16 protein-coding genes are annotated in these 16,195 nt (G+C 68.4%); 11 read left to right on the plus strand and 5 right to left on the minus strand.

Annotated elements, in window-relative coordinates:
• The first annotated feature begins 18 nt into the window (after positions 1-18).
• On the plus strand, positions 19-2,268 hold the full coding sequence (locus KQ304_RS09660; protein ID WP_259736890.1) for an AAA family ATPase: 2,250 nt from the start codon (positions 19-21) through the stop codon (positions 2,266-2,268).
• Positions 2,269-2,335: 67 nt separating this feature from the next.
• Here KQ304_RS09660 and KQ304_RS09665 read toward each other — a convergent pair whose 3' ends face one another.
• Together KQ304_RS09665 and KQ304_RS09670 are read right to left on the minus strand one after the other, a co-directional pair.
• Positions 2,336-3,028, minus strand: coding sequence for an alpha/beta hydrolase (locus tag KQ304_RS09665; RefSeq protein WP_259736891.1), 693 nt, complete (start codon positions 3,026-3,028; stop codon positions 2,336-2,338).
• Between the two features lie 93 nt (positions 3,029-3,121).
• The gene (locus tag KQ304_RS09670) at positions 3,122-3,631 is read right to left on the minus strand and encodes a hypothetical protein (protein WP_259736892.1); all 510 of its coding nucleotides are present in this window, start codon (positions 3,629-3,631) and stop codon (positions 3,122-3,124) included.
• Between the two features lie 79 nt (positions 3,632-3,710).
• On the opposite strand from KQ304_RS09670, the gene bcp reads away from it, so the two are divergent.
• Positions 3,711-4,178 (plus strand): thioredoxin-dependent thiol peroxidase, encoded by a 468-nt coding sequence (gene bcp, locus KQ304_RS09675; protein WP_259736893.1) that lies wholly within the window; start codon positions 3,711-3,713, stop codon positions 4,176-4,178.
• Here the strand turns inward: bcp and KQ304_RS09680 are convergent.
• Together KQ304_RS09680 and KQ304_RS09685 are read right to left on the minus strand one after the other, a co-directional pair.
• A complete protein-coding gene (locus KQ304_RS09680; RefSeq protein ID WP_259736894.1) occupies positions 4,156-4,959 on the minus strand; it encodes a type III pantothenate kinase in 804 nt (267 codons plus the stop codon). The two genes, bcp and KQ304_RS09680, sit on opposite strands and share 23 nt — an antisense overlap.
• A 3-nt stretch (positions 4,960-4,962) precedes the next feature.
• Positions 4,963-5,712 (minus strand): phosphoadenylyl-sulfate reductase, encoded by a 750-nt coding sequence (locus KQ304_RS09685; RefSeq protein WP_259736895.1) that lies wholly within the window; start codon positions 5,710-5,712, stop codon positions 4,963-4,965.
• Between the two features lie 75 nt (positions 5,713-5,787).
• On the opposite strand from KQ304_RS09685, the gene KQ304_RS09690 reads away from it, so the two are divergent.
• From KQ304_RS09690 to KQ304_RS09720, 7 genes are all read left to right on the plus strand, one after another.
• Entirely contained in the window at positions 5,788-7,029 is a 1,242-nt protein-coding gene (locus KQ304_RS09690; RefSeq protein ID WP_259736896.1) for an NAD(P)/FAD-dependent oxidoreductase, read from the plus strand.
• Entirely contained in the window at positions 7,026-7,688 is a 663-nt protein-coding gene (locus tag KQ304_RS09695; RefSeq protein WP_259736897.1) for an HAD-IA family hydrolase, read from the plus strand. The genes KQ304_RS09690 and KQ304_RS09695 overlap by 4 nt, the downstream gene beginning before the upstream one ends.
• Entirely contained in the window at positions 7,685-9,331 is a 1,647-nt protein-coding gene (hflX, locus tag KQ304_RS09700) for a GTPase HflX (protein WP_259736898.1), read from the plus strand. The genes KQ304_RS09695 and hflX overlap by 4 nt, the downstream gene beginning before the upstream one ends.
• Positions 9,332-9,342: 11 nt before the next feature.
• On the plus strand, positions 9,343-11,154 hold the full coding sequence (locus tag KQ304_RS09705) for an SLC13 family permease (RefSeq protein WP_259736899.1): 1,812 nt from the start codon (positions 9,343-9,345) through the stop codon (positions 11,152-11,154).
• 102 nt (positions 11,155-11,256) lie between these two features.
• A complete protein-coding gene (locus KQ304_RS09710; RefSeq protein ID WP_259736900.1) occupies positions 11,257-11,892 on the plus strand; it encodes a peroxiredoxin in 636 nt (211 codons plus the stop codon).
• Between the two features lie 157 nt (positions 11,893-12,049).
• On the plus strand, positions 12,050-12,754 hold the full coding sequence (locus tag KQ304_RS09715) for a TrkA family potassium uptake protein (RefSeq protein WP_259736901.1): 705 nt from the start codon (positions 12,050-12,052) through the stop codon (positions 12,752-12,754).
• Positions 12,751-13,923: an anhydro-N-acetylmuramic acid kinase gene (locus KQ304_RS09720; RefSeq protein WP_399229037.1), complete on the plus strand. Its 1,173-nt coding sequence runs from the start codon at positions 12,751-12,753 to the stop codon at positions 13,921-13,923. The genes KQ304_RS09715 and KQ304_RS09720 overlap by 4 nt, the downstream gene beginning before the upstream one ends.
• A 16-nt stretch (positions 13,924-13,939) precedes the next feature.
• Here KQ304_RS09720 and KQ304_RS09725 read toward each other — a convergent pair whose 3' ends face one another.
• Positions 13,940-14,272: a ribbon-helix-helix domain-containing protein gene (locus KQ304_RS09725; RefSeq protein ID WP_259736902.1), complete on the minus strand. Its 333-nt coding sequence runs from the start codon at positions 14,270-14,272 to the stop codon at positions 13,940-13,942.
• 92 nt (positions 14,273-14,364) lie between these two features.
• Between KQ304_RS09725 and KQ304_RS09730 the strand changes: the two genes are divergently transcribed.
• Positions 14,365-14,694 (plus strand): hypothetical protein, encoded by a 330-nt coding sequence (locus KQ304_RS09730; RefSeq protein WP_259736903.1) that lies wholly within the window; start codon positions 14,365-14,367, stop codon positions 14,692-14,694.
• A 111-nt stretch (positions 14,695-14,805) separates the two neighbouring features.
• Complete coding sequence (locus KQ304_RS09735) at positions 14,806-16,119, plus strand: glycosyltransferase family 2 protein (RefSeq protein ID WP_259736904.1); 1,314 nt, start codon at positions 14,806-14,808, stop codon at positions 16,117-16,119.
• Positions 16,120-16,195: the final 76 nt, after the last annotated feature.

The raw sequence follows: 16,195 nt of genomic DNA on the forward strand, positions 1-16,195 counted from the left end.
CTCACCGCCCCACCGTTTGTGAGCGACCTGTTCAGCCATCAGGGGGAGATCAATCGCCAGGCGCTTGCCCCCTTGGCCGATCGCCTGCGCCCCCGCAGCCTCGAAGAGTTCGTGGGCCAGGCGGAGATCCTGGGCCCCGGCCGACTGCTGAGGCGCGCCATCCGCGCCGACCGGGTGGGCAACCTGATCCTGCACGGCCCGCCGGGGGTGGGCAAGACCACCCTGGCGCGCATCATCGCCAGCAGCACCCGTGCCCATTTCACCAGCCTCAATGCAGTGCTGGCCGGGGTCAAGGAGCTGCGGCTGGAGGTGGAGGCGGCACGTCAGCGGCTGGAGCGCCATGGTCTGCGCACCCTGCTGTTCATCGATGAGGTGCATCGTTTCAACGCAGCCCAGCAGGACGCCCTGCTGCCCTGGGTGGAGAACGGCACCGTCACCCTGATCGGCGCCACCACCGAAAATCCCTACTTCGAGGTCAACAAGGCCCTGGTGAGCCGCTCGCGGCTGTTCCGCCTGCAGCCGCTGGAGCCCCGTGATCTGCGGGTGCTGCTGGAGCGGGCCCTCAGCGATGGGGAGCGGGGCTACGGCGGCCGGGCGGTGGAGCTGAGCCCTGAGGCCGCCGATCACCTGCTGGATGTGGCCGGCGGAGACGCCCGCAGCCTGCTCAATGCGCTGGAGCTGGCGGTGGAGAGCAGCGCCGCCGAGGCCAGCGGGGTGATCCAGATCGACCTGGAGATCGCCGAGCAGTCGATCCAGCAGCGGGCCGTGCTCTACGACAAGCAAGGGGATGCCCATTTCGACACGATCAGCGCCTTCATCAAGTCGCTGCGGGGATCCGATCCTGATGCCGCCCTGTTCTGGCTGGCACGGATGGTGGAGGCCGGCGAGAATCCACGCTTCATCTTCCGGCGCATGTTGATCTCCGCCGGCGAAGACATCGGTCTGGCCGACCCCCAGGCGATCGTGGTGGTGGAAGCCTGTGCGGCGGCCTTCGAGCGGGTGGGGCTGCCGGAGGGGCTCTATCCCCTGGCCCAGGCCGCCCTCTATCTGGCCGGCGCGGAGAAGAGCAACAGCCTGCTGGGATTCTTCGATGCCCTCAGGAGTGTGCGGGCCAGCAACCGCCAGGAGGTGCCCTCGCACCTGCGCGATGCCAACCGCGATGGGGCGGCCTTCGGCGATGGAGTCGGCTATCGCTACCCGCACGCCTACGCCGAGCACTGGGTGAGCCAGACCTACCTGCCAGCCGCCCTGCAGGGGGAGGTGTTCTGGCTGCCGGGTCGCCTCGGCTGGGAGGGGGCCCTGCAAAACCGGCTGCAGCGTCGGCGGGCCGCCCAGCTCGCTGCGGCCGCCGAAGGTGAAGCCAACGATGGTCCCCTGCTCAGCAGCGGACCCGACGACGCACAGCTGGAGCGCTGGCTGCAGCGCCAGGCCGCTGCCGAAGGCGAACGACTCGATCAGCTGCGCCAGCGCTTCTGGCAGGGGGCCGACTGGCGGCGGCAGGACCGGACGCTGGTTGTGGCCGCCCGCTCCCTGCTCTGGGCCCTCGATCCGCTGGAGCACTGCCCGGAGGGGGGCGTGCTGATCTGTGTGGACACTGCAGCGGATCAGCAGCGACTGCAGGCCCAGAGCCAGCTGCTCGACAGCCTGAGCAGCCCCCGGATTCTGGGGTTGGATTCCAGCCGGCCCGGCAGCCTGGGCGAAGGGCTGGAACCTGGCGAGCAGTTCGAGTGGCTGGTGGGCCGCTCCCCTTTTCAGAGGGTCGCGCCAGAGCTGTGGCAACGCTGGCTGCTGGAGCTGGATCGGCTGGCCAGCTCGAGGGCGCAGTGGCGCCTGCTGCTGAGTGGGCCGCTGCTGGGGCCCGCCGGAGCCCTGGCGGAGCTGCTCACCAGGCCTGGGGCCCCAGCAGTGGCAGCAGAGGGCAAACCCTCAGGCACGTGGTCTGAGCTGCTGAAACGCGTCAGCCTGATGGAGGGCAACTGGCTCGCGGCGGCACCAGAGGCAGGCGATCTCAGCGCAGCGCTGGTGGCGCTGGGCTGGCAGGTGGAGCACGAGAGCTGGCAGGAGTCGCTGAGCCTGGAGCTGAACGAGGCCACCCACCAGCGCTGGTTCGGCCCGGGGGCGGCCTATCGATGCCGACTGGAGAGCGTGCTGAAACCTGCTGAAATCGCCAGGCTGGACGCTGGTTTCCGGGGACAACTGAGGGCGGTTCTACCCCAGCGCCTGCTGCACCAGCGCCTGATCGCCCGCCGCAGCGGGGTGGGCCCATGAAAAAACCCCGGCAGTGCCGGGGTTGAGTCCAAGCGCTTCTGGGGTCAGCCAGCAGGCTGGTCTGGTGTCACCAGAGGCCGCGGATGGGCTCGTTCTGGGGGATGAAGGCGGGCGCGGGGGCCGCGGTGCTCACTTCAGCCACGGGATCCATCATCTGGTTGGCCTGGATGCAGGCCGGCAGGAAGACGTACCAGGAGAGGAGGGAGGTGCACTGGGCTTCGCCCTGGCACTTGCCTTCGGCACAGATGTTCTGCTTGCCGTCGTAGGTGCCGCAGGTGTCCGCCAGGCGGAAGTCGGTGGGCAGGGCCGCCATGATGCCGGCCGAGGAGATCGAACCATCGGCGGCGTCCGAAATGATGGCGCCACGCAGGCCCTGGACCGCGTAGGTGCTCATCGACCAGTACGGGAAGTAGCTGCGGGTCTGGTTCTTGAGGAACTTGACGCCGGCGTCGGAGTAGAGGAAGCGGGTGACGCCCACCACATCGACGCTGTAGGTCTTGGCAAGGCCGGTGCGGATTTCGCTGGCGGTCCAACCGGAGCGGGAGATTCCGCCACCAAGACCACGGTCGACCACATCACCGGTTTCGATGAAGGTTTTAAAAGAATCCAGGCTCGTGGACCACACGGCACCACCGGTGTTCCAACGAACGGGAAGATCGTTGTCCACAGCAGCCGAAGCAGGCAGGGCTGTGACTGAGAAAGCGGCTCCAGCAAGGAGGCCAGCGGCAAGACGCTTCAGCACGGGGAGGCGAAGGAACATCTCTTTCAACCTAACCAGTTGAGTTGCACCTGCCAACATCTTGCCGTGGGAATCGAGACATCCCTCAGGCTGGACCAGCCCTCAGGCCTTGGCTCAGGGGCTTGGACGAAGGCGCCTGAGGCTGCCAAGCGGCCGCCATCCAGGCGGGCAAGCCAGGCGATCAGCCTGGATGGGGAAGGCCCCCGGCGTGCCCTCTCCGCGGCAGACCACCCCCCGGGGTACGCCTTCAATCGCCTCCACCCGCGCCAGGTAAGTTTCCTGGCCCGTTCGGGGAATGAGCCTGAGCTGGGCGCTCTGTTGGTCTTCCACCTTCAACTCGGCCTTCATATCGCGCGGGCGTTCGATTCCCAGCACTTCGAGGTAGCCACTGAAGCCCCCCCAGAAGTAGCGGGTGATCTGGGCACCCACGAAGAGATTGAGCAGGAGGGTCGCCTGTTGACGCTGATCCAGCAGGGCTTCCTGGGCCTCAAGATCAGCCAACACGACGGAGACAGAGTCCCCCGGGCGGCTGGCCAGGGGCGGCTGCAGGCTCAGCTGCACCAGACCAGCGACGCCGATGAGCGCCAGCAGGGTGGACAGGCCGAGGCGAAACGCAAGAGCCATCGGGCTTGGGGAGGACACCTTGAGCCTACCGGCGACTTAGGCTCCGCCAAAGCAAAGCTTGTACGGCAGTACCTGGTTCATGACACTTCAGATCGGAGATACGGCCCCCTCATTCACCCTTCCCGATCAGAACGGCATTCCCGTGTCGCTGGCTGATCTGCGGGGAGCACGGGTGGTTCTTTATTTTTATCCCAAGGACGACACGCCGGGCTGCACCAAGGAAGCCTGTGGGTTCCGCGATCAGTGGGCCAGCTTCGAGCAGCACGGCATCAAAGTGCTGGGCATCAGCAAGGACCAGGCCGGCAGCCACACCAAGTTCATCGCTAAATATGAGCTGCCCTTCACCTTGCTCACTGACCCCGAGCCCTGCGAGGTGGCCGCCTCCTATGAAAGCTATGGGCTGAAAAAGTTCATGGGCAAGGAGTACATGGGCATGATGCGGCACACCTTCGTGGTCGATCCCGAGGGAAAGCTGGAACGCATCTACTGGAAGGTCAAATCTGAGGAGATGGCCCAGCAGATCCTCACGGACCTGGCTCTGAGCTGAGGGTCACCAGGGCCTCCAAGGCCAGCTCCGCTGCCAGTTCGTGGGGCACCTGCTCCTGTTGCAGCAGAGGGGAGAGTGCTGGAGCATCGCCACCGGTGAGCCAGAGCGCCGTGGGCTCCAGCTGCTGGGCGTCGCGCCAGGCCTGGGCCACCGCCGCCGCCACGCCCAGCAGGCATCCCGCCCGCATCGCCCGCTCGGTCTCGATCGGCCAGGGGTCGGTGAGCCAGGGGTCGGTGGCCTCGGCGACGGTGATCAATTCCCCAGCGCCTGATTTCAGCAGCGGCAGCAGAGCCGTGGACTGGCCAAGGGACTGCAGCTGGAGGCTCACGCCGGGCTGCAGTCGCCCCCCCGCGAAAGCCCCGGTGGCTGCCACCCGGGTGAGGCTGAGAGCCGTGCCCGCATCCGCCACCAGCACGGCCCCACCCCCCCGCTGGCTCTGATGCCACCAGGCCTGCCAGCCCACCAGAGCGCGGTCGATGCCCAGCCAGGGGGGCAGCTGCAGCAGGGGCACCCGCCCGAGCCCCAGACGCCGAGACTCCAGCGCCTGCAGTCGCCCGAACCCTGGTTCTCCCGGGCTCGGCAGCCGGCCCACGGCCGCCCAGGCCCGCAGCCGGCTCCAGGCCAGGCCGCCTGGGTCAGGCGAAGGTGGGCTGTGGCTGAAGCGCAGGGGCACTGAAGCGGAATCCACGGCAGATCCGCTGCCGGCGCCGGCGTGACCGATCGCCTCGGCCCAGTGCCAGCGGCTGTTGCCGATCAGCAACCAGAGGTCGCCAGCCGCCACGACTCAGATGCCCTCGCCCATCACTCCCGGCAGGTGGATGCCACATTCCTGCTTCAGCCCGCCGAAACGGCTGGCGCGGCCGTCACCGTCGTCGGGACGACTGGAATGCCAGTCACCCACGCTCGAATACCCCTGCTCAAACAATGGGTGCTGGGGCAGGGCATGGTTCTCCATGTAATAGAAGACCTGACGCGGATCCCAGGAGAGCAGGGGTCGCAGCGACCAGCGCCCCCGCACCCCATCGAGGGGGGCCATGGCCCCGCGGTGATCGGTCTGGCCGCCGCGCACACCACTGGCCCAGCAGTGCACCCCCAGCTGCTGGAAAAGCCGGTCGAGGGGTTCCACCTTGCGCAGGCGGTGGTAGGTCTGCAGGTCCTCCACCCGGCCGCTCTCCCAGAGGCGGCCGTAGAGCGCCTCCATCCGGGCCGCAGAGAGATCGGCCTGCACCACCTTGAGATTGAGGTTCAAGGCCGTGCAGAGCCTGTCGGCATAGAGATAGGTCTCTGGGGGCAGGTAGCCGGTGTCCACCCAGAGCACGGGGATGCGCTCACTGAGCCGGCTGGCCATGTGCAGCAGCACCGCCGACTGGATCCCGAAACTGGTGGTGAGCGCGAATCCCTCACCGAAGGTTTCATATCCCCAGGCCAGTTTCCCGGCGGCATCGAGGGGCTCCAGCAGACGCCGGGCCGGCTCTGGCTCGACGGTGCGGCCGAGCCGGTCCGTCGGCAGTGGCGTCGTGGTGAGGCTGGTCATGGCGTCCATCATCTCCTCCGGGGCAACACTGCTGGTTAGGGTTTGATCAACCCCAGACGGCACGCCCTTTCGCCCATGGAGGAGCCCAGCAAGCACCCGGACAACACCTCCCCACAGCCCCCCGGCCCCACCCGGCCGGTGCTGATCGCCGGCGGCGGCTTCGGCGGCCTCTACACCGCCTTGGCCCTGGCCTCCCGCCGTCATCACCCGCCGATCCTGCTGGTGGAGCCCCAGGAGCGCTTCCTGTTCCTGCCCCTGCTCTATGAGCTGCTCTCCGGGGAACTGCGCGGGTGGGAAGTGGCCCCCCGCTACGACACCCTGCTGGCCAGCCGCGGCGTGGCCTGGCTGCGGGATCGCATCACCCATGTCGATGCCACGGCCAGCTGCGTGTCCACCGAGCAGGGCCGCGAGCTGACCTACTCCCGGCTGGTGATCGCCACCGGCAGCCGCGGCACCAGCTACGGCATTCCCGGGGTCGAGGAGCTGGCCATTCCCTTCCGCAGCCTTGCCGACGTGGAGCGCCTGCAGGAGCTGGTGAAGCATCTGCGCAGCCGGCCCAGGCCCCTGCAGCGACTGGCGCTGGTGGGGGCCGGACCAAGCGGGGTGGAGCTGGCCTGCAAGCTGGCCGATCTGCTTGGGGGCAGCACGGTGATCGAGCTGATCGAGCAGGGCGCCGACCTGCTGCCCCAGGCCCGTGCCTTCAACCGCGAGCAGGCCCGTTCGGCCCTGCTGCGCCGTGACATCCGTCTGCGCACCCACACCAAAGTGCTGGGCCTGGAGCCCGGCCGCCTGGAGCTGGCCCTCACAGCCGGCCAGCAGGACGGCAGCCACGAAACCCTGCCGGTGGATGGGGTGATCTGGACCGCCGGGGTGACGGTGGCCCCACCGCCGATCACCCCGGCCGCCCTCCTCGATGGCCGGGGGCGCCTGCTGTGTGAGCCAAGCCTGGAGCTGGAGCAGACCCCTGGAGTGTTTGCGCTCGGTGATGTGGCCCACAGCGCTGATGCCGATGGGGCCGCCCTGGCGGCCACGGCCCAGGTGGCCTTCCAGCAGGCCGACTGTCTGGCGGACAATCTGTTGCGCTCCCTTGAGGGTGAGCCCTTGCAGCCATTCCACTGGAATGACCTGGGCGAGATGATCAGCCTGGGCATCGGCGAGGCCAGCCTCACCGGGCTGGGCCTGACCCTGGCCGGACCCGCCGCCTACCGCATCCGCCAGCTCACCTACCTCTCGAGGCTGCCTGGCCTGCCGCACCAGCTCAGGGTGGCGGCGGGCTGGTTGAGCGATCTCGGCAGCCCCCTGCGCTCGCCTCGATGAGGCCGCCCCTGAACTCGGATCCCCCTGCCGCTCTGCTGCTGGATGCGATGGGAACACTGATCGGTCTGCGCCGCTCGGTGGGCCACACCTACGCGGAGGTGGCCCGGGGGCACGGCGTGATCGTGGAGCCAGCAGCGATTGACCGGGCCTTCCCCGCCGTGCTGCATCAGGCTCCGCCCCTGGCCTTTCCAGGCCTGCAGGGCCCGGAACTGCTGGCGGCCGAGCAGCAGTGGTGGGGCCAGCGCATCGAGGACACCTTTCGCTCAGCCGGCGACCAGCTGGCCGAGCTGGACTGGCCCCCGCAGCTGCCCATCGAGCTGTTCGAGCGCTTTGCCGAGCCGGATCTCTGGCAGGTGTATCCCGATGTGATCGGCCCGATGGGCCGCTGGCATGGAGCGGGTCTGCGCCTGGCGGTGGTGAGCAACTTCGATCAGCGCCTGCACAGACTGCTGGAGGCCCTCGGCCTGGCTCAGCTGCTGGAGCTGGTGGTGGTCTCCAGTGCGGCCGGTGCCGCCAAACCCAGCCCGTTGCCCTTCCAGCTGGCCCTGGACGGCCTGGGGCTCGGTCCCGAGCAGGTCTGGCATGTGGGCGACAGTCCCGAGGATGTGGCGGGTGCCCGGGCGGCCAGGATCAGCTGCGTTCTGATCCAGCGCCGTTGAAACAGTCTGTCCTTGCCGGCCGCGTCACAGGGCTGCGGCCCGCTCAGAAACGGCGGCTGGAGCGTCTGGCCCAACGCCGTCACCCTGAGCAGGGCGGCGCCGACCTGCTGGGGCTGCAGCGCCTGGCGGCGGAGGCCAGGGAGCTGGAGCTCCCCCTCAGCCTGGTGGTGGATGGCCGCGGCCTCTGCCGCCTGCTCTGGGTGGGTCCCCTGGAGCAATCGGGCCGGCTGATCGAGCGCCTGCCCGGTTCGGAGCGTCGTCAGGGCCACGACCTGCGGCTGCTCAGCTGCATCGGCCGGGGTCAGTCCCTCGATCCCATCGGCAGCGATGCGCTGGTGGGCATGGATCTGCAGCCCCTGTTCTGGCTGCGCTTCAGCGACCGTGCCCGCGCCGGCGGTCGCTGGCCGGCCGCCGTCTATGGGCTCAGCCGCGACGAGGTTCAGCCCTGGAGCTGCCGGCTGGAGGGCGAGCTCGCCGACCTCTGTGATCCGGGGATCAACCCCGCCGAGGCCACCGACCTGGACAGAGGTGAGGCGAGCAACCAGGCGCGGGAAGGGCCGGAGAGGGTGATGCTGCTGGCTCTGGTGGGCAGCGATGAGGGCGAGAGCCAGCGCGATATCGCCGAGCTCGAAGGGCTGGTGCGCAGCGCCGGTGGGCTACCGGTGGGGGTGGTGCGCCAGAAGCGTCAGCAGGCCGCCGCTCACACCATCTGGGGCGAAGGCAAGCTGCGGGAAGCGGCCCTGGAGGCCCGCCGGCTCGAGGCCACTCTCGTGGTGACGGATCGGGAGCTGACGCCGTTGCAGGTCCGCAACCTGGAGCGACTGCTGGACCTGCCGGTGAGCGATCGCAGCGAGCTGATCCTCGATATTTTTGCCCAGCGGGCCGCCAGCAGTGCCGGGCGCCTGCAGGTGGAACTGGCCCAGCTGCGCTACCGCCTGCCCCGGCTGAGCGGCCGCGGCCTGAGCCTCTCGCGCCAGGGGGGTGGTATCGGCACCCGCGGGCCCGGGGAGACCCAGCTGGAGAAGGACAGGCGCACCATTGCCCGCCGGATCGAGCGGCTGCAGCGCGACGTGGAACGGCTGGGGGAGCACCGGGCTCGACTGCGCCAGGGCCGGGGTGGGCTAAAGCGGCTGGCCCTGGTGGGTTACACCAATGCGGGCAAGAGCTCACTGCTCAACGCCCTGACCAAGCCGGTGGCCGGGGAGGAAGTGCTGGCGGAGAACAAGCTATTCGCCACCCTCGATCCCACCACCCGTCGGCTGGAGCTGCCCGATGGCAGCGGAGCGGTGCGGCGCCTGCTGCTCACCGACACGGTGGGCTTCATCCGCCAGTTACCGCCGGCACTGGTGGAGGCCTTCCGCTCCACCCTGGAGGAAACCCTGGAGGCCGACGGCCTGTTGATCGTGGTGGACCTGGCTGATCCGGCCTGGCCGGTGCAGCTCAGCACGGTTCATACGATTCTCGATTCCCTCGGCAGCCACGCCCCCCGGCGCCTGGTGGCGAACCAGATCGATCGTTGCCCGGCCGGCGCCCTGGATCAGGCCAGGGCGCTGGAGGCCGATGCGGTGTTCATTTCCGCAACGGAAGAGCTGGGGTTGCAGCACCTGCGCGAGCTGCTGCATGATTGGCCGCAATCCACGTAGGGATTACGTCCATGGACGACCTGCTCCAGGCCGCCCTCCAGCCCCAGGCCCTGATCACCCTGTTGGTGCTGGCCCTGGCGATCGTGCTGTTCATCAGCGGCTGGCTCGCTCCTGAGCTCACCGGCCTGCTGGCGGCGGGTCTGCTGATGGCCACCGGGGTGCTCAAACCAGCCGAGGCCGTGGAGGGCTTCGGCAGCACGGCCCTGGTCACCCTGATGGGCCTGTTCGCTCTTTCGGCTGGCCTGTTCCGCTCCGGCGCCATGGATCGCCTGCGGGCCGTGATCGGCTCGAATGCGGTGCGCAGTCCCAAGCGCATGATCACCTTGATGGTGGCGGTGGTGGGCCCGGTCTCGGGCTTCATTCCCAACACCCCGATCGTGGCCACGCTGCTGCCGGTGATCGAGGGCTGGTGCCACCGCCACAGGATCGCCCCTTCAAAGGTGCTGCTGCCGCTCTCCTTCGCCACGGTGCTGGGGGGCACCCTGACACTGCTGGGCAGTTCGGTGAATCTGCTGGCCAGCGACGTGAGCAAGAAGCTCGGCTACGGCGAGTTCGACCTCTTCAGCTTCACCGGCATCGGCCTGGGGGTCTGGCTGGTGGGGGGAACGTTGATGGTGGTTCTGGCCGACCGCTTCCTGCCTAACCGTGGGGTCGACGACAGCAGCCTGATCGCCGGAATGTCCCGCAGCGGCTACCTCACCGAGGTGCTGATCCCCAGGCACTCGGAGCTGCTGGGCCAATCGCTCCACAACAGCCGCCTGCAGCGGCGCTTCGACCTTGACGTGCTGGAGCTGCACCGCGGCAACGAGCGCTTCCTGCCCCCCCTGGCCGACCTCTCGCTGGCGGAAGGCGATCGTTTGCTGCTGCGGTGCAACCGCGAGGAGCTGCTGCGGCTGCAACAGGAGCGCACGGTCACCCTGGCGCCGGCCAAGCTCGACGACGGCGAAGTTGAGGCCGTTGATCCCGCCAGCCAGCTGACCGTGGAGGTGCTGCTGCCTTCAGGCTCCACCCTGCCCGGTGAGACCCTGCGGGATCTGCGTTTCCGCCAGCGCTACAACGCCACCGTGCTCGCCCTGCGCCGTGGCAATGCGGTGCTGCGCGAGCGCCTGGGGCGGGTGGTGCTGCGCGACGGCGACGTGCTCCTGCTGCAGGCGCCCAGGGATGCGATCCGGGGCCTGCAGGCCAGCAACGACCTGGTGGTGCTGGAGCAGCTGGAAAAGGATCTGGCCTATGCCGGCCGCAAGGGCATCGCCCTGGTGATCGCCGTGCTGGTGATCCTGTTGCCCAGTCTCAAGCTGCTGCCGCTGGTGGCCTCGGTGTTGCTGGGGACCGTGGCGATGGTGGCCAGCGGCTGCCTTAGGCCTGGGGATCTGCAGCGCTCGATCCGCCTGGATGTGATCCTGCTGCTGGGCTCCCTGGCCAGCTTCAGTGTGGCCCTGGAGAAAACGGGCCTGGCCACGGCCATCGCCAAGGCGATGTTGTTGCTGGTCCAAGGTTGGCCCGTGTTCTGGGCACTGGTGGCGGTGTTCCTGTTCACCACCCTGCTCACCGAGGTGATGAGCAACGCCGCCACCGTGGCGCTGCTGATCCCGATCGCCGCCCAGCTGGCCGAGGGGCTGGGCCAGGAGCCCATGGGCTTCATCTTCGCCGTGCTGTTCGGAGCCAGCCAGAGCTTCCTCAGCCCGGTGGGCTATCAGACCAACCTGATGGTCTTCGGCCCCGGTCGCTACCGCTTCCTGGATGTGGCCCGCTATGGCGTGCCACTCACCATGACCATGACCCTGCTGGTCCCCTGGTTGATCTGCCGGAAGTTCGGGATCTAGGCCCTTCAGTGCCTAACCTGAACCAGGTCCGGCATGCGGCAGCGGAAGGGAGCCCCTTCCCGCCACCCCCCATTCCTTCTCCCCCCCCACACGTTTTTTTCCATGACGCTGCAACTCGGCGACACCGTTCCCGATTTCACCCAGGAGTCTCAGCTGGGTCCGATCAACCTCTACGACTTTGCAGGCGAGAGCTGGGTCGTGCTCTTCTCCCACCCCGCCGACTACACCCCGGTCTGCACCACTGAGCTGGGCGAGGTCTCACGCCTGCGCCCCGAGTGGGAGAAGCGCAACGTCAAAACGATCGCCCTGAGCGTGGATTCGGCCGAAAGCCACAAGGGCTGGATCTCCGACATCAACGAAACCCAGTGCACCGTCGTTGACTATCCAATCCTGGCCGATTCCGACAAGACGGTCAGCGATCTCTACGGGATGATCCATCCGAAGGCCCTCAACAACCTGACGGTGCGCTCGGTCTTCATCATCGATCCCAGCAAGAAGCTGCGCCTGCAGATCACCTATCCCGCCAGCACCGGCCGCAATTTCACTGAAATCCTGCGGGTGATCGATTCCCTGCAGCTCACCGACCACCACCAGGTGGCCACCCCGGTGAACTGGAAAGACGGCGAAGACTGCGTGGTGGTGCCCTCGATCGCCACCGAGGATGCCCGCGTCAAATTCCCCAAGGGTGTGACCGAGATCAAGCCCTACCTGCGCATGACCCCCCAGCCGAACAAGTGAGCCTCCAGCCGGCCTGATCGGCCCGGCTCCCGCCGCCTTGGCCCCTTCACTCCCGCCTCAGGTGGGATTTTTTTTGCCCGAGCGCAGCCAGGAGCCGAGCCGAGCGGCAGCCGGAGGGCGCTGGCCACAGAATGGCGCCGCATGCAGCTGAACCTCGATGACCAACTGGTGGCGCTGGCAGGGAGCCGGAACGGCCGCACCGGACAGTTTTGCGGTGATCGGGGTGGGTCGTTTCGGCACCGCCGTCTGCAAGGAACTGGTGCGCTGCGGCGCCGAGGTGCTGGCGATCGATAAAGAGCAGCGGGCCATCGATGCCCTGCGCCAGGTGGACCCGGCCATCGAGGCCCGCGCCCTCGATTGCACCGATGAGGAGGCCCTGCGCGAGGCGGGCGTGCTCGATCTCACCACGGTGGTGGTGGGCATCAGCGAACCGATCGCCGCCAGCATCACCGCCACCTTGATCGTCAAGGACAGTGAGGGCAGCAAGGTGAAGCAGGTGATCGCCCGGGCCACCAACGACCTGCACGAGAAGATGCTGCGCCGGGTGGGAGCCGACAAGGTGGTCTTCCCCTCGCGCATGCAGGGGGAGCAGCTGGCCCGTCAGCTGGTGCGCCCCAACCTGCTGGAGCGGCTCAGACTCGATGATCGCAACAGCATCGAGGAGATCAAGGTGCCCCAGGCCTTCATCGGCCGCTCCCTGCGCGATCTGAACCTGCGCAAGAACTATGAGGTGAGTGTGCTGGCGGCCGGCCCGGAGAACCGCCTCTCGGTGAACCCCCCGGCCTCCCACGTGCTCAGCGAAGGGGATCTGCTGGTGGTGATGGGAACGGTTCAGGCGCTCGAAGGCCTGCCCCAGCTGTGAGCCTTCCGGGACGGCCCCAGCTGGTGCTTGGGCTGATGAGTGGCACCAGCGCCGATGGGGTGGACGCGGTGCTGGCCAGCTTCCAGCCCCCACTGGCCCATCCCCGCTGGAGGGTGCTGAACCACTGCTTCACTCCCTATCCCAGTGATCTGCGCGCCCGGCTGATCGCGGTGGGGCAGGGAGAGCCCCTGGCGGCCGCCACGTTGCTGGATCTGGCCGAAGCTGTCAGCGAAGCCCAGGCCGAGTGCGCCCGCCGCTGCGACCCAGGCGGCCGGGCCCAGCTGGTGGGCTGCCACGGCCAGACCATCTGGCACCGCCCCCCCCAGGCGAATCGGCGCGGCGCCAGCTGGCAGCTGTTGCAGGGACCGCTGCTGGCGCAGCTGCTGGAACGGCCGGTGGTGTTCGATCTGCGCGCCCACGATCTGGCCCTGGGGGGCCAGGGTGCCCCGCTGGTGCCTGCGGCCGATGCGGCCCTGCTGGAGCCGATCGGGGGCTGGCGGGCCGTGCTGAACCTCGGAGGCATCGCCAACCTCAGCCTGCTGCCACCGGCCCGGGGGCCGGAACGCCATCGGCCAGTGCGCGGCTGGGACTGCGGCCCGGCCAACAGCCTGATCGACCTGGCGGTGAGTCGTTTCAGTCAGGGCCGCCTCAGCTACGACGAGGACGGTGCCTGGGCCAGCCGGGGCGTGGTGCACGAGGACCTGATCCAGGCGTGGTTGCGGGAGCCCTACTTCCAGCAGCCGCCGCCGAAGTCCACCGGCCGCGAGGATTTCGGCCTGCCGGATCTGGAGCGGCGCCTGCAGCAGCTGGAACAGCGGGCAGGCGCCGCTGCAGGACCCCTGGAGCCCGCCGATGCCCTGGCCACGCTCACAGCCTTCAGTGCGGCGGTGGTGGCGGCCGATCTGCGCCATGGGCCGCGGCCGCTGGAGTTGGTGGTCGCTGGAGGCGGAGCTCGCAACGGGATGCTGATGGATCAGCTCAGACGCCGCTGCAGGGGGCTGTGGGTGCGGCCACTGGCGGAGCTGGGCCTCGATGAGGCCGCCCGCGAGGCCCTGGGCTTTGCCCTGTTCGCCTGGTGGCAGCAGCATGGCCACGCCGGCTGTCTTCCCTCGGTCACCGGGGCTCGCCTGGCGGCGGTGATGGGGGTCAGAACTGATCCCAGCCGCTGAGCCTGCTGGGGCCGACTCAGGAGCGGGGCAGGCGCAGACGGCGTGGCAGGCCCCGCAGCCGGCGGGGCTCCCTGCGCTCCTGGCGTTCCAGCACCTCGCGGAAGCGCTCGGTGCGCTCGGTGGGCCGTGCTTCGCGGCGAAGGCGCTTCTCCGCCACGCCAGACGGAGGCGACACGGCTTGCTCAAGGCTCTCGAGCCCTCTTTGAATCAGCACCTTGGCCATGTTGCTGACCGTGCGCGACTCGGCTTCGGCGGCGGCGGTGAGACGATCACAGAGCTCTTCCGGCAGCACCACCTGAATGCGGGGTGACTTGGGGCGGCCGCTCGTGGAGGTCTGGCGAGTGGCCACAGCGGAACAGATCCCACGCGTTACACACCAGTGTACAGAGTTCCCAACGGATACTATCCGGCACTAAGATTGAAGCGCTCCGAGCCAGAGCCATGCCCAAAAGCGCGGTCCAATCGGAGGCGGGACAGCCCCCGAATCCCCGACGCAGCAAAGAGCGATCGGCCTCCCCAGGGGTGCCCGGTGCTCGAGGAGCCGGCTCCAGTGATGTGGAGGTTTCAGCGGTGATCAGCACCTACCTGCTCACCCATCTCCATCACGTCCTGCAACGCGCTGAGTTCAACGCCCTGCAGGAGGGGCGCCAACCCCTGGCCGCCAACTACGCCCAGTTGCGCCAACTGCTCTGCCTGGAGGCCCGCAGTCTGGAGAGTGCCTCCTGCGGCCCTGAGCCCGTTGAATCAGTGGAGCCGCCCCAGGCCGCCTGATGGTGTCCCTAGCCTGGTTCCCCTCCTGGCCAAGGGTTCCGCGGCAGCATGCCAAGACCAGGACAAAGGGCCATCTCCCCACGGGAACCAGCGGGATTGTTTGTGGTCCTGATGAGCCTCTCCTGGCTGATTCCGGCTGGGATTCTGGCGGCAGGCCTGTTGAGCTGGCTCGATCTTTTCCTGGCGTTGTCGCTGCTGGTGGTGCTCTACGACACCCTCCAGGCCGCTGGCATCCTGCTGCTGGCCCGCAGCGGCCTGCAGCGGCTACGCAGCTCAGCGGGAGCCGTGGCCGCTGCGGCGGCACCAACAATCGCCGTGGTCATTCCGGCCTGGAATGAGGCCGCTTCCCTGGGCGCCACCCTGGATAGCGTGCTGGCCCAGAGCCCCCAGCCCAGTGAGGTGATCGTCTGCGATGACGGCTCCAGCGATGACACCCTGGTGCGACTGGCCGAGGGTTATGGCCTTGGGGGTCAGGGGCGGCTGCGTCGCTCCAGCAGCCATCCCAGCCTGCAGCTGCTGACCAAGGAGCACGGCGGCAAAGGGGACTCGATCAACCAGGGCGTTGCCATCAGCACCGCTGAGGTGGTGCTGATCCTCGATGCCGACACCGAACTGCTGCCCGGCGCCCTCGCCGCCCTGGAGCACCGGTTCGCCCTGGAACCGGGCCTCGATGCGGTGAGCGGCACGCTGCTGCCCCGCTGTCCTGCCAACCTGCAGGGTCGGCTGTTCGCCGGCTTCCAGCGCTATGAATACGCCCGCAACCATCTCTGGCGCCTGGCCTGGAGCCAGTGGGACGCCACCTTGATCATCTCCGGGGCCTGCTCGGCCTTCCGCCGCCAGACCCTGCTCGACATCGGCGGCTTCGATCCCTCCAGCTGGGTCGAGGACTACGAAATCATCTACCGGTTGCAGCGCCACCGCCGCGACCGCGGCGAGCCCTGCCGGGTCAGGGTGGAGCCGGCCCTGGCCGTGCGCACGGAAGCCCCCGGCCGCATGGGGGTGTTTCTGCGCCAGCGGCGGCGCTGGGCCGGTGGGTTCCTGGAAACCCTGATCCGCTATCGCCCGATGGTGGGGAACCGCCGCTACGGCGTGCTGGGGCTGCTTTACCTGAGCCACAACACCTACACCGTGGCCAGCTTTCTCTACCCGCTGGCCTGGTTTCTGGCCGGTCTGGCCCTGCTGGCCCGCCCACCCGCCGGTGGGCTGGGGGGCCTTGGCCTGCTGGCCCTGATCTCCGCCCTGGTGGGGCTGCTGCTCACGGGCCTGTCGCTGGAGGTTTACCGGCGGGCCTTCGGCCGTTCGGAGGTCTCGGTGCCGGGCGCCCTGATCGAGCTGAGCCTCAGGCCGTTCTTCTACATCCCCTTGAACCTGATCAGTCATCTCTGGGGCTACGCCAGCAGCCTGAGCCGGCGCCGGTCGTGGTGATGAGCCAGCCAACAACAGCCACCAAAGGCTGGACCCGGTTGCGGAGTGGCCATAGGGTGCCCACCAGAGAGTTCCG

Origin of the sequence: Synechococcus sp. CS-1329, assembly GCF_025128055.1 — a bacterium.
Classification (GTDB): Bacteria; Cyanobacteriota; Cyanobacteriia; order PCC-6307; family Cyanobiaceae; genus Regnicoccus_A.